Raw genomic sequence first — 15107 nt, 5'->3', positions numbered from 1 at the left:
TCAAATCAATACACAAACATACCGATTGTTAAAAAAAGACGATGAGTTGTAATTACCGTCTATTACAAGATGTAATAATTATTTTAAATATGACTAAGATCTGAAACTTTAGTTACAACCTCATACCTAACATCATCCATAATTTTAAAATGTGCCTTGCCACATTTAATTTTCAATAGCTCACTTTTAGATAGTTTTGATAAATCAACAACATCATTTCCTGTATTTTTAGTCTCCACAACAAAATATATCTTTGCATCATTTTCAAACACTAATGCCCAATCAGGGTTATAATTTCCAATAGGCGTTTTTATTTTGAACCAATTTGGAAGTTTAAAATAATATTTAACTTGTTCACTAGTCTCACACTCTTTAGCAAACTGATTTTCTGTTTCTGAATCTAAAGGAACTATATTTTCATAAATGGTTTTGCCAGTATTTGTGACCTGAAAAGAATTGTCATTCATATAGATTTCAAGTTCTTTACTATCAAACAGCTTCATTTCATATTCAGTAAGCCCAACTTTTTGATACCGAATACCATCAATCATTAATTCCTGCATTTCTCTAGAAATAACATCGCAAACCTTATCAAGAAAATCTTGAGGATTTTTGGAAATATCACCAATTCGTTCAGATTTTTTCAATATCTCTAAAATTGTTGTCCTCGTCAGTTGAGTTTTATTTTCAATATAAGCAAATATATCAGGAATATTTTTAGCAATTATTTGAGTTTTATTACGCTCACTTGCCAAATAATTAGTCTGGACACCTTCTTCATCAATATTCAAAAATACCTTTTCCGAATAAAGAATAGGTTCTGTTATTTTAGGTAAAATTTTGATAGCTTCGACAACTTTGTCTATTAATTGATTGGTATCATAATGAACACGATAGGTTGTTTTATATTTAATCTTATTCCATATTGCTAAAAATAACGGGTTTGCCTGAAAATCTTTTTTATAAATAACCTTCGTTCTTTGTGCTTTGTCTTTAATCCGGCCTTGAAAATTAACGCCACAATCTTCTTCAATCTCACTTTGTAAAGCTTTTGCGAAATCATCATAAGATTCATTGGCAATAACCGTCAGACGATTAATATTTTTACCCCGTATTCTTTTCCCATCTTTATCAACGGCCAATCTCAATCCTCGCCCTATTTCCTGGCGTTTCTTCATTTCAGAGGTTGTTTCATTCAGAGTACATATTTGAAAAACATTAGGATTGTCCCAACCTTCTCTTAATGCAGAATGAGAAAATATAAACCGTAACGGCTCGTTAATATCTAAAAGCTTCTCTTTGTCTTTCATAATCAAACTATAGGTATCATCATCATCTTTTGTATTTCCCTTGGTATCTTTTAATATTCCTTTTTTATCTTGGGAGAAATAACCATTATGCAATCGATCAAGTTCCTCACCTGAAATATCTTTTTTATAACATTCCTTGAATACCTTTCTATAAATTTCCTCAAACCAAAGTGCATACTTACCTTTTACTGCTTGATTCTCTTCATAGTCTCGATAATTAGATACTTTATCTATAAAAAATAAGGATAAGACCTTTATACCATCTTTGCTTAATTTGGCTTCTTTAGCCAAATGCTCTATGATCGTTTTTTTAATTTGGCATCTTTTAATAGCATCTTTTGCATCATTACCGTTTTCCTGCCCCTTATAGAGAGTATGACCATTAGAAAATTTAATGCTTTCATCTTGTACATTCATCTCATTAAGAATATATCCATCTTTATAAACTTCTCTGTGATTGGATAATTCAAATAAATCATCACCAACCTTTGCAGAAATGGTCTTTTTCTTTACACCAACCTTATCATTCACATGAATAGTAAGTTTAACAGAACAACTGGTTTTGGCTGTCTTAAAATCACCAACAAAAACATAAGCATCATTAAAAGCTGCATCACTGTAAATGGAATCAACTTCAATTTGCTTAACCAATCCCAGATCATAAGCCTTTACCGGATCAAGCTGATAGACGCAATTATATTGATGCTTATGGGTTGCGGAATATCGTAGATGACATAAACCGTTTAAGTTTTTAATCGCTTCCTTCCGCTTTTCTGTCTCCATATTCTGAGGCTCATCAATAATCACAACAGGAGAGGTTTCCTGAATATATTCAATAAGCTTATGACCTGTTTCATTGATTTTATTGATAACATTCTGATCTTTAGCAAATGAATCAATGTTCATAACGATGATTTCTATATTATTACTTTTGGCAAAATTTTTGATATCACCAGGTCGCTTACTATTATAAATAGTATAATTCAGAGGCTCTCTTGCATAAATATTCTGGAAATGTTCACGTGTTATTTCAAGACTTTTCTGAACGCCTTCACGAATAGCTATAGAAGGTACAACAATAATGAATTTACTAAACCCATAGTGGGCATTGAGTTCATATATCGTTCTTAAATAAACATAGGTCTTTCCTGTGCCTGTTTCCATTTCCACAGAAAAGTCCATACTGTCTAACGACCGAGATTTTGCAACACCATTCTTTTCTTGAATTTCCTGTAAATTTTGAAAGATTTGTGCTTGATCAATATCCAAATTATTTTTTACCGGAGCAATTGGATCATTATTTCCATTTGAATATAAGTTAAACCATGCTGTATGCTTAGATTGCCCTTTAAACAACTCAACCACAGCAGATATCGCAGTTTTTTGATATTCTAAATTTGATTCAAATTCTAACTTCATAACCAAACCCTTAGATTGTTTCGAACTTGATATCTGCATCTTGCATTTGTAATGCGGTATTGGTCTTTAATTGATCGTTATTCTTGAAAAGTTTATCCAGGGCAATAACCTTATTGGGATTTTCTTGAAGAACATTCTCAATAACATCTTCATTCACCTTTTCAAGAAGCAAAACGAGGATGTTTTCATCATGATTTTCTTGGTCGGATATAGAATAGATATGATTATGATGCTTGATATGACTATTTAAATCCTTGCCATTTTTAAGCATTAATTCGTAAACCATATTTTCTGTTGAAGCATCTTCCGCAATGGGATCAACGTGAAGATCTAATTGTTCATCAAGTTTTTCACTGGATATATCGGTTCGCCATTCTCTAAAGTTGCTATCAGAAACTTTTAAGACTTTGAATCCAATATCAAGCTGATCAATATTTTCTTTATCCTTATTGTCTTCCTTGATTTTTTTACCTGCTCTTCGAATGCGTTCCTTGGCAATATCAGCAATGGTCTTATATCCAGCTTTAAAGGCCTCTGACTTTTCATCACATATTTCTGGTAATTGAATAGAGATACATTTTCGACTACCGCCATCCTCAGCATTCAATTGCATCACCGCATGCGCTGTCGTTCCACTACCCGCAAAAAAATCAAGGATGATATCCTGGTAATTCAAATCAAGCATTAATATTAATTTTTTTAAAATATAAATGGGTTTTGGAAAGCTAAACATTTCAGAATTATCAAATAAAAATTTAATTTCATTTTTTGCATTTTGATAATTATTTTCTTTTTCCATCCAAATCGTTTTTACTTTAGTAGTCTTTTGCCTACCATTAATATCTAAAAGATAATCTTTTCTAAAAATATCCCATACATCAGTATTTTCTTTTCTATTAATAGGTTTTCCTATAACCTGACCTAACTCTGAGGAAAGTTTTTTCTTACTCCAAGTCCAACGACCCAATTCACCTGTAGGACGTTTAGGTATTACTTTAATTGTATATAAACTAGATTCTTCTATAGATACTCGACCCGTATCTGGTTGTATATAAATAGGATAATGTAATGAAGGTCTATCTTCTTTTTTCCAAGCTCCTCCTCTTTGTCTGAGTCCCAACAGTCTATATTTATGACCGTTTTCATCAATTTCTGAATACTCCTTTAAACTAGTATCTGATTTTTCTTCCCCTCTAATATTTACAAGTTCTTTTTGCCTAGAGAAAATTAATATGTACTCATGTACATTCGAAATATATTTACTTGCTTGAGAACCTCTAGGATTACTTTGTACAGTAATTAATCCAACAAAATTCTCTTCACCGAATATTTCATTCATTAATAATCGCAAATTATACACTTCGTTATCATCAATAGAAATAAAAATAACGCCATCTTTCCGAAGTAAATTTTTGGCAAGATATAATCTCGGCATCATCATATTGAGCCAATTACTATGATATTGCCCATTTTCTTTCCTGTTTTTCTTAAAAATAGAATCTTGTATTAAATATCCATCATCGTCTTTATCCCCCACATTTTTTTGATAATCTCCAAGATTTTCTTTGAAACGGTCCGGGTAAATAAAAGAGTCATTACCCGTGTTATACGGAGGATCAATATAAATCATCTTAACTTTGCCAAAATAACTTTTTTGAAGTATTTTCAAAGCTTCTAGGTTATCGCCCTCAATGAATAAATTCTCTGTCTTATCAAAATCAACAGATTCATTTTTGTCTGGGGAGAGTGTTTTAGATGTCGGTTCTTGCAATACTTTATAAGCATTACTCTTTCCCGCCCAATTCAAAACATAACGTTCATTTGCAATATTAATATCTTCTCCCAAAGATAATTTTAGCTTTTCCCAATCAACCCTACCTTCCGTAAAAACCTCTGGCAGTAATTGTTTTAGTTGTTCTAATTTTTCTTGTTGCGGAGACAAAGAATTCTTCATTTAAATAATTAACCCTTTAATAAAAAATCCCCTTATGAATGGAGAATTTTTAAACAAACTTGATTTTATACTAATTTTTTTACTACAATATATATCCGGTTTGAATTCTACATACAAAAGTAGCTTAATTTAGCATCTAAAACACAAATTAAACATGTTTTAGTATTATAATTATATAGATTTAAAATCAGCATAATTTTATAAGATAACTTGAATCAATTCAAAGTGTTTATACTCGTTTTTTGTCTAGTTTTTGGTGATTTTATGCGCTTGAAAGTAAATCAGCTATTTTTTTAATCTTATCAATTTTTAAAGAAAAAATACAATCAACAAAAATAAACCATAGTTTTCCATTAGTTTGTTTAGTAAAATCAATAACTATCCATTATAATGATGAAAATTAAACTATGATTGTAAACCCGAAACGTGGACTTCTTTTTCTTATACAGACAAGTTTTAAACCTTTACTCATTTTATTTATTTGGGACATGCTAGTCGTCATTGGATATAAAATTTTTAATCTGCACTGGTTTGATCAATCCGCATTACCAACCGCCCTGATTGGATCTGTGCTCGTCCTTTTTATGAATTTCAGAAACAATACGGCATATAATCGATGGTGGGAGGCACGTATACATTGGGGGTCAGTTACAAATAACTGTCGATCATTTGCCAGGCAATGCATGAGTATTCTCGATAGCAAACCCGAGCTTATTTATGCCATGGCCGGATATGCATACAGTCTATCCTATCATTTAAGAGGTAAAAATTCCCTGACCAGCTATAATGTTAAAAAAATATTGCCCCATTCCATTCAAACCTATATTAAAAATCAGCGCAACCAGCCTAATGGCATTCTCGTTCAGATCGGTTATATGGTAACCCAGGAAAGCCGTCAAAAAAACATTGACGGTGCCCTTCACTCTCAAATCGACAGAATTTTATCTGACTTGGCCAATGCACAAGGTGCCTTGGAAAGAATTAAAAATACACCCTTATCAATCCAGTTTTCCACCCTGCCCCGTTTACTAAGTGAAGTTATCTGCATCATTCTTCCTTTTTCAATGGTGGATACACTTGGGTGGATCACACCATTAGGGTCCGCACTTGTGGGTTTTTTATTTTTGGCTCTGGACCGAATTGGAAATGATTTGCAAGATCCCTTTGATGAAAGTCCGCATTCCTTGCCCATGTTAACAATGTCACGCAGCATCGAGATCGATTTGCTTGAACAAATCAATCAATATTCTCAACGCCCTATTCCTTCCATTAACGGAATTCAATGGTAAATTAAAATAAAATACCTATATATTCACATTATATAAAATTTTGCCTTTTCTAAAATATCAAATGACAATTTATCCTGAATATGGTATAGTATATTAAATGAGTGTATTGAAAAATTCTTCCAAAGGTGGTGTAACCGACGAAATGGCTCAAGCAGCCGTCGCAGAAACCGCCGCACAACAATCCAATAGTAAAACCTCTTTTCCTTTCCAAGAAGGCGATGCCATTGTCTATGCTGCACATGGTGTAGGCCGAATTGATCGTATTGGCGTGGAAGAGATTGCAGGCACGAAACTGGAAATGATCCAGATCTCTTTTCCAGATAATCAGATGACCCTGCGTATCCCTTTAGATAAAGCAAAAAAAGCTGGATTACGCAAAATTGCTTCCCGTGAAATTGTCGGAAAAGCCATGTCAATCATTAAAAGCAAGCCGCAAACCAGCAAAGGTATGTGGGCAAGACGGGCTTTGGTTTATCAGGAAAAAATCAATTCTGGTGATCTGATGCAGATTGCTGAAGTTTTAAGGGATCTACGCAGAAACGCTGACAGTCTTGATGGCAGTTTTAGCGAAAGAAAACTATTTGAAGCGGCTCAAGACCGTTTTGTAACCGAGGTGGCCGTTTTGGAATCAAAAAAACCAGAAGACGTTCTCAACGAATTAACAAACGTGATGAAAACAGCTTAGAATTTATCAATTGATCATTACAATTACAACGAAAGGAGAGTTACTCTCCTTTTTTTATGTCTTTATTTGTAATAAATGAATATATAATGACATTTTGTTAGTCTTTACAAATGATATTAAACAAGTATGATAAAAGGCTTATTAACTATTTATAAAAATTATTAGAACCTGAATAATTTTTAGATTGTCAAAAGCGTATACAAAATGTTTTTTCAAAAAAAATCGATTTCTGCCTCTCATAATACATCCAATCAAAATTTGATTGCTCAATTAACAAAAATATCTGGAAGCAGAAACGTTATAACTGACCCATCCAAAATGGGATTATATTGTAATGGTTTTCGATATGGATCAGGGAAAGCAATCGCAATTGTAACGCCAGAGCATATTTTGGATCAGTGGAATGTTGTCAAGGCCTGTATAGAATCAAATGTAATAATTATCATGCAGGCCGCCAATACTGGATTGACCGGTGGATCTACCCCCGATGGCAATGATTATGATCGTGACATTGTCATTATTAACACCATGAAAATGAAAAAAATTTATGTGATTAATAATGGTGAGCAGGTAATATGTCTTCCCGGGGCGACTTTAAATGAACTTGAACAAAAATTAAGGCCCTATCATCGTGATCCTCATTCTGTAATCGGATCATCTTGCATCGGTGCTTCAGTTCTTGGAGGAATAAGCAATAATTCTGGTGGGGCATTGGTTCAGCGAGGCCCCGCCTATACCGAGATGGCCCTTTATGCCCAATGTAACAAAGAGGGTAAATTAGAACTTGTTAATCATCTTGGCGTTGAGTTGGGAAACACACCTGAGGAAATTCTGGGACGACTTGATCACGGTAATTTTGATCATGAATTGATAAAACAATCTGATAAATGCTGTTCAGACCATCATTATAGGGATCATGTCTGCGAAGTTGATGCCCCTACACCCGCCCGTTATAATGCCGATCCCAATCATTTATATGAAGCCTCTGGATGTGCCGGTAAACTCTCAATTTTTGCTGTACGCCTTGATACATTTCCACAGGAAAAGGAAACAAGAGTTTTTTATATCGGTACAAACGATCCAAATGATCTTACCAATATTCGATATAATATGCTCAGCAAGAAAATAGTTCCCATATCCGGTGAGTATATCCATCAAGATGCTTACAATATTGCCGCTATTTACGGAAAAGATACATTCATTTTTATAAATTGTCTGGGTACTGCACATATTCCACAATTATTCTCCCTGAAAAACAAATTTGATTTTATTACAAATAAAATCCCGTTTTTCCCAAAACATTTCAGTGACAAGGCAATGCAGTTTTTTAGCAAATTATTTCCTCAGCATTTGCCGGAACGAATGAACGAATATGCAAAAAAATATGAACATCATTTGCTATTGAAAGTGGGCAAAAAAGAAATTGAACCTGTTCGTTCCCATTTAAAATCTTATTTTAAGGAAAAAACATCGGGAAGCTTTTTTGAATGCAATGCCGAAGAAGGCCGCAAAGCATTCCTGCATCGCTTTGCCGTGGCAGGCGCTGCTGTTCGTTACAGGAATGTCCATACGGATACGGTTGAAAATATTCTGGCCATTGATGTTGCCCTACGCCGTAATGATAAAGAATGGGTGGAACATTTGCCTGAAGAAATAGAAGAACCAATTCTCCATAAATTATATTACGGTCATTTCTTTTGTCACGTTTTTCATCAGGATTATATTATTCAAAAAGGATATGATGTATTTGCACTTGAAGAAAAAATGTTGAGAATTCTTGATCAAAGAGGAGCGGAATATCCCGCTGAACATAATGTCGGTCATCTTTACCCAGCCAAAGATCCTTTGAAGAATTTTTACAAAGATCTTGATCCTTGCAATGCTTTCAATCCTGGCATTGGAAAAACTAGCAAATTAAAAAACTGGAAAGAATAACAGCTTTAAGAAAAAAAGACGCTTGAATAATCATACTGTTTCAAAACATATACAAATCGTCTTTTTTTAATGTTAAATAAGCGAATTCCTGATTAGTTGTATAAATTCTTGATATCAAATTAAAATTAATATTTTCTAATTTACCTTAATAATCAAACTCATAAAGCAATCCCACGTTACTACCTGGATCATTATCTGGGGTAACAAATCTTGAATTGTCTTTTCCCGTACCAACCGTTGCAGTAGCTTTCAAGTGTTTGGTGATATCAATCTGCATCTCGGCCTGTGTACCTGCATTCCCTGTAGATTGTTTGGCACCAATATAAACACCTTTTGCCACATACTTCCCTGCCGCAACACTTGCTCCATTATTGGAGCCTCCATTTTCATTGCTACGACTCCCCCCTCCTAAAGAAAGTCGATCCAATCCAAGGCTTTTTCTCACGGTACCCAAGGGATCAATCCCTGCACTTTGTCCACCCAACGTTGCCAATGCCAATCCTATTTCTGCCATTTGGGTTGCCGAAAGACTTTGTGAATCAACACCAAATAATAAAATGGCTAGAACCCTGTCTTGTGACAATGGAGGGGAAGAGGTTAACGTGATTTTGGGTGAACTTGCAAAACCTGTAATCAATAATCTGGCCGTGTTTCCTTCAACCGTTTTTTTTACCTCAAAATCCAGAGAGGGATCAATCTTGCGATCTACATTACTTCCCTGAAACCCGATCACACCCCTTGTGAAATCCAATGATATTCCTGAAAGATCAATATGACCGTTTTGCATCTTCATTCCTCCCGCAACTGAAGGCGCATCAGCTGTTCCCGTGATATGCAATGCGCCTGCCATATCTGTAAACAGCCCGAAACCTTGAACCAAGATTTGACCGGCAGATTTAATGGTTAAATCCAAACCGATAATGGGTCCTGGAAGATTTGGCCTGCTTTCTGTTTCAATCTTGTCACCTGGACGAATTACTTTTAATGGAACAACAGAACTTGAAATAGAATGCGGTATATTAATCTCGGCATGTTTGATCCTAATTGTTCCCTTCATATCAATTTTTGATTTTGCCATTCCACTAACATCGATATCGCCATCAAGAATGGCTGTTAACAAATCACTAACCAATGGACGGGCATTTTTCATATTCATATGCAAGTTTACCGGAATACCCGGTTGAAAAACTCCAATTTGTCCATTGGCATATATATCCCCATGTCCCGCCTTGGCAGTGAGTGATTCAAGGGTTATATGATCTTTTTTCCCAACAAGCTTTGCCTGTATATCCTGAATACTTGTCCCTTGTGCGTAATCTCTAAAACTTCCTTTGAAAAGCTGTACAGTTCCATTAACAATTGGTTCCATAAAACTTCCCGCAATTTGCATGGCAAGATTGATGTTTCCCTTGACTTGCTGACCATAGGCACCCGCAATCGCATTTCCCAATCCCAAATCAATTTTCCCTTCGAGATTCAAATCCATTTTACCATTTGAATTTAAAGGTATTAAACCATTCATACTCAAATCAAATTTCTTTCCCATCTGTAAATGCGTATGCGTTTGGGCATTTTTACCCATCAAATTTGTCCGAGAAATCAATTGTGCAACAGGTAGAGAGGCGGCTTCTCCTATAAGCATTTTAATATTTGTTGCATTAATTTGAATTGAACCTGTCGGTTTTTCCAACGTCCCTTTTAACCTGGCCTGGGCATCCAAGGTTCCTTTCGCTTGTAACTGAGGTAAAAAAGGTTTTAAAATGGCAGGAGTCACATTTTGAATACTAGCATTTAAATTTAATGCTGGCATAATTACTCCAGCCAAATCGATAATGGCCAAGGGCGCATTTGGAGGAGCCAAAGTTAAACGAAAATGATCTATGGCTATTTTCTCCCCAAAATCCACCTTGGCTGGAGCAGTCAGGTGTATATTTTCACCTTTTGTCAATGCATTTAGTTTTTGCAAAAAAACATTTTTTTTCTTCAAATCCAACAGTAGTGCCGTATCAAATGCACCTTTACTTTGCATTAACGAAGGAAAATCAGCATTTGCCACTACTTTCAAGTTATCGATAAAACCATTGGCACTTAACCGGATATTACCTTTTGCCTGTGGAAGCTGAAAATCTGAAATTTGCGCCTTTAAATTGATTAAGGGATTGTCTAATGGATGATCAATATAACCCGTTAAAAGCAAATTATTGAACCTGTAATTAGGCATATTCACTTTGCTGCTTGCATTAACGAATAATTTTTGGTTTGTATGCGGTGAGGAATGGATTTGTAAGGCAAGATTGCCTTCAATATTCTGTCGAACCAATTTTTTAAAATCGGCCAGTCGAGTTATTTTTATATCAAGGTTACCATTAGGAATTATATTTTTACCGGAAATACTAAAATCAGCGAGACCATTCAAGGATCGCCAATTCAATTTTCTTAAATTAAAATAATAATTATCAGTATTTTTCTTTTGACTTGCCAACAGTTCCATTTCTATCGGTGAACGGTCAAGATTTCCATTCAAGGATACCAAAAGCGTTGGTAGCGCAAATAAATGATTCAGCTCAGCCTTCATTTTTAAATCGCTTGGCGCTATTGCATAATCTCTTTTTGATGATGTTTGAAATTTAGTAGCCATTTCAAATTTCAAACCCAGATCTTCCAGAGATCCATCAGCTTTTAAAACCGCCTTTCCCTGACCCGTCAATAACGGGGAAAGTGCCATAAGATTATCTATATTAAGATTAACAACCGCCCTGACCTGTTGATCCAATAAATGTCCATTACCTTGAATTGATAAATTTTGACCTGATATTGTCAAATTATCCAAATAGATATCAGGTTTTTCTTTATGGAAAATACGTGCATGAATACCAAGATGTCCCTTGGATCCAACCATATTTACTATTTCAGGTAATCCTTGATTAACCTGTATGGGACCATCCAAATCAAATAAAATTTGATTATCTGCATGCTCTAGCATTGTAAAAGCAAGATTGAATACTGATTGACCTCCCAACCTAACACCTGTCAATTCGGCTATATCACTTAAATGTGGTAGAGCCAGATCAATTGATCCTTTTAAGACAGGGTGAAAAAAGATATGTCCCACAGCCTTCACAAGGTCATGTTGAACTCGAAAATCAATTGATTGTTCAGGTTCATTTATTCCATATACAGCATCAGCTATAATTGGGACTTTGGCAAACATCATGGGATGTTTTCCGGGAACACGCAACCCCTCTGCAATTAAATGTATATGGGCTCTATCGATTTGCCTTGAATTTGTGGCTTGCAAATCATCATTTTGCTCTCCCGAAAAAGAAACAATAAGATTATTCAAAAACGTTTTACCAGCTACTAGATTGACCAGTTTGAACTTTCCCTGACCGATTGGTTTTGTCAATAATCCAGTTAATCTGGCATCTAGATCCCATCCATCCCAATGAATTTGTGGATTCAAGGTCACTGCTGGAGAATGACCAGATAAATCAACATTCATTTTTGAATGATTAAGGTCAATATATCCGTTTTCCCTTAAATACGTCTGATTTGATTTCAGTTCCATTTTTGTATTCAATGAATCAAACGGTCCATCAAGCGACAAATTAAATGATAAGGGAGTTAATTGATCGGACTTTAATAAACGTTCAAGAATTCCATCTGGATTGGATTTTGCCAAAAAAGTTAACTGTCCTTTTGAAACCTGATGATTTTTAACTGTTAACTTCAAGGAAAGATTTGTTGATTTATTAAGTTCTTCACCATCAAGCTCCAGATTTGTGTCAGGCAATGCATTCAGTTTAAATTCATCTAGAAAGAATAATAGATTAGAAGTCAATAGTTTTCCGTTAACTTTTAAATCAAACGTTTTTGAAAAAATTGTCTGAGCAAGATGCAATTTATTAATTTGTAAATGGTTAATCGAGGCAAATAACCATAAAAATGACAAATCAGATGATGTGGCATATGATGCGTCTGGTGATTGTGTGGATTTTGGTAAATCCTCAATATCTATTTCTTCAGCCAAAAGACTTTGAATAAATAATTTTTTATACAGTAATTCAAAAAAAGACCAATCAAGTTTGACTTTTTTTAATATTAACCACGGTTTATCCGTTGATGGCAATTTTTTCAACGTGATTTCTTCAACAATCAGATGATTAGGAAAATTCCCGTGAATTCCCTTAACATTTATGGAATGATCGGTCCAAACATCAATTTTATCTGAAAGAAATTCTTTTCCACTCTGCGTATTAAGATAAATGAATAATGCAAAAACCATAGCTACAAGCAATATGAGTATGCTTGCCAGAAACCATAATATACCCTTGATTATAGAATATTTGACTTTTCTAACCTTTATATTCCTTGGCACTTTGTCAATGGATTGCTTCTTTTCAGGTTCCTTACTAGATTGAGACATTAAAAAGTTTCCCCCAAACCTATATAAACTTCGAACCGATCTCCTCGATATGGTCGCTTAACGGGTACTGCGATATCTAAACGTATGGGCCCCATGGGCGTATAATATCGAAATCCACCACCAACACCTACTTGAACCTTCCCCTCAAAAGGCATACTGTCACTGCTGACCTGACCGGCATCAATAAAGGCTTGGGCACCAAATTGTCCAAGTATTCTTTGCCGGAATTCAGCCGTTCCCGTATCCATTGCCTTTCCCCCTTTTGCATATTTACTCCCCTTAAATTGAGGACCGACACCCTGGAAACGAAATCCTCTTACAGTTGAAGTACCTCCTGCGTATAAACGTTGGTCAGGGGGAAGATTCATTCGTGAGGCCCCTTGAATACTGCCAATGTTTCCACGAAATGCAAAAATTGAACGACCAGGTTTCGTTAATCCCAGATGCGTTAAATCAAAATAGGTAGAGGCTGTTCCTTGCATGATTGCAAAAAATATAGTCTTGTCTCCAAAAGATTCCGTCGGCGTTATAAATACAGATGCTTTCATTCCGTGATCTGGAGACATCATTGGATTGACCAAGTCTGTTCCATCATATGCCGCACCCAGTGGAAGGTTGATCATGGTATAATTGTTTCTTTCACCTCGCTGAATAATATGTTCTTGTATTCCACCCAAATAAGCTGACATGCTCCAGCGTTTACCAAATTTTCTTGTCATTCCAACCTTTGCAAGAAACGCTGTTTGATTATACGAGTACAGCTTCTGTTTTACAGCTTCAATACGTGCATTAAAATCCTGGTTACGATGTCCAAAATCAGGTTTGGTAAAATCCGCATACACATCATATCCCAGTCCCCGTTGGGCTGTTCCTGCTATACCCGTCGCTATGGCTGCCAATTTTAACTGTTCGGCATTACCAAATATGTTATGATGCGTCCATTTTGCACCTAACCTTCCCCCAAGATCCGTCGAATATCCCGCTTCAACACTTACGGTTCTTCGTTTAGCCTCTTTAAAGGTTATGGTTAATGGTATTCGACCCGATTGATCAACATGATCTGCAACGTGCATATCAATACTCGAAAAAACACCAGTTGAAGAAAGATCCATGCGTGCGTTTTCAATAGTTGAGGGTTGATATAACTGTCCAGCATGCAATAACAACCGGCGACGAATATATTTCGCGTTGACCTTTTTCAAACCTTTGAAATCGATATCACCTATGTCCACTACAGGACCCATATTCATATCAAAAACAACATTCAAGGTTTTATTGTCTGGATGCAGATAGGCAACGGGCTCTCCCATTTTAGCCAAGGCATGTCCCTCTTCCTGCAACCCCTTGATCAGTTTGTCCCGAGCGGCAACGATATCAGCGGAAACGGCAGGATCACCAATTTTCAATCCGAATTCACTTTGCTGCCTAGCTGATAACTGGATGATTTCATTTTTTTGTAAGTTCTTGAACTCTAACTGACCTATGCGATATTGGGATCCCTTTTGGATATGAACAATAATGATAACATCCTGCTGGACAGGCACTTTATCAATAAAATTTGGTAAATCCGTACTTGCGCCATCAATTATTCCATTGGCAATGATATCTTTTTCATGTTTGAATATATCATCGGATTGCTCTCTTTTATTCAATTTTACATTTTTTTGATTATGTAACGCAGCCGCAGTTCCAACCTTGATACTGATTTTCGCATCATAATATCCGAAACTGTCCATAGCATTTTTAAAACGGGCATAATCACTTTTAATTCGACCAGCCAACGCAAACGCATTTACAGCATTTGTTTTTTGTAAAGTAACCAAATTGGATGTGTTTGACAAAACTTTATCAATTGTCCCATTTCCTGTTGAATATATTTTCACTCTATAATATTGAGGATCTGCAGCTACTCCCTGCTTAAAACAGCTCAAAATAAATAACACTATGAATATGAAATAATCACGAATGCCTAATTTTGTCTTATCACCTTTATATTGTATGGATTTTTCGTTTTCAAACCAAAACCACAAAGATGACAAAACGCATATTCCCTATAGTATACTGAATAAAAATTGGATTTTATAAAAAG

At 35.3% G+C, this 15107-nt stretch carries 7 protein-coding genes; 3 read left to right on the top strand and 4 right to left on the bottom strand.

Going from position 1 to position 15107, the window contains the following annotated elements; genetic code table 11:
• Positions 1 to 83 precede the first annotated feature (83 nt).
• Entirely contained in the window at positions 84 to 2729 is a 2646-nt protein-coding gene (locus D9V35_RS03270; RefSeq protein ID WP_122123355.1) for a restriction endonuclease, read from the bottom strand.
• 10 nt (positions 2730 to 2739) lie between these two features.
• On the bottom strand, positions 2740 to 4683 hold the full coding sequence (locus D9V35_RS03265; RefSeq protein ID WP_122123354.1) for a site-specific DNA-methyltransferase: 1944 nt from the start codon (positions 4681 to 4683) through the stop codon (positions 2740 to 2742).
• A gap of 407 nt (positions 4684 to 5090) precedes the next feature.
• Here D9V35_RS03265 and D9V35_RS03260 point away from each other — a divergent pair, with 407 nt between their 5' ends.
• The 3 genes from D9V35_RS03260 (at position 5091) to dld (ending at position 8592) form a co-directional block, all read left to right on the top strand.
• Positions 5091 to 5972 carry a bestrophin family protein gene (locus D9V35_RS03260; RefSeq protein WP_122123353.1) on the top strand — a complete coding sequence of 294 codons (882 nt, stop codon included), beginning with the start codon at positions 5091 to 5093 and terminating at the stop codon, positions 5970 to 5972.
• Positions 5973 to 6069: 97 nt separating this feature from the next.
• The gene (locus tag D9V35_RS03255; protein WP_122123352.1) at positions 6070 to 6657 is read left to right on the top strand and encodes a CarD family transcriptional regulator; all 588 of its coding nucleotides are present in this window, start codon (positions 6070 to 6072) and stop codon (positions 6655 to 6657) included.
• Positions 6658 to 6861: 204 nt separating this feature from the next.
• Positions 6862 to 8592 (top strand): D-lactate dehydrogenase, encoded by a 1731-nt coding sequence (gene dld / locus D9V35_RS03250; RefSeq protein ID WP_122123351.1) that lies wholly within the window; start codon positions 6862 to 6864, stop codon positions 8590 to 8592.
• 145 nt (positions 8593 to 8737) lie between these two features.
• On the opposite strand, the gene D9V35_RS03245 is transcribed toward dld, so the two are convergent.
• Positions 8738 to 13018, bottom strand: a complete 4281-nt coding sequence (locus D9V35_RS03245) for a translocation/assembly module TamB domain-containing protein (RefSeq protein ID WP_122123350.1) — start codon at positions 13016 to 13018, stop codon at positions 8738 to 8740.
• Positions 13018 to 15057, bottom strand: a complete 2040-nt coding sequence (locus tag D9V35_RS03240) for an autotransporter assembly complex protein TamA (RefSeq protein ID WP_240993400.1) — start codon at positions 15055 to 15057, stop codon at positions 13018 to 13020. The genes D9V35_RS03245 and D9V35_RS03240 overlap by 1 nt, the downstream gene beginning before the upstream one ends.
• Positions 15058 to 15107 lie beyond the last annotated feature (50 nt).

Origin of the sequence: Commensalibacter melissae (genome assembly GCF_003691365.1) — a bacterium.
In the GTDB taxonomy this organism is placed as follows: domain Bacteria; phylum Pseudomonadota; class Alphaproteobacteria; order Acetobacterales; family Acetobacteraceae; genus Commensalibacter; species Commensalibacter melissae.
Note: the sequence above shows the minus strand (reverse complement) of the source record. Positions and strands in the feature narration are given on the sequence as shown.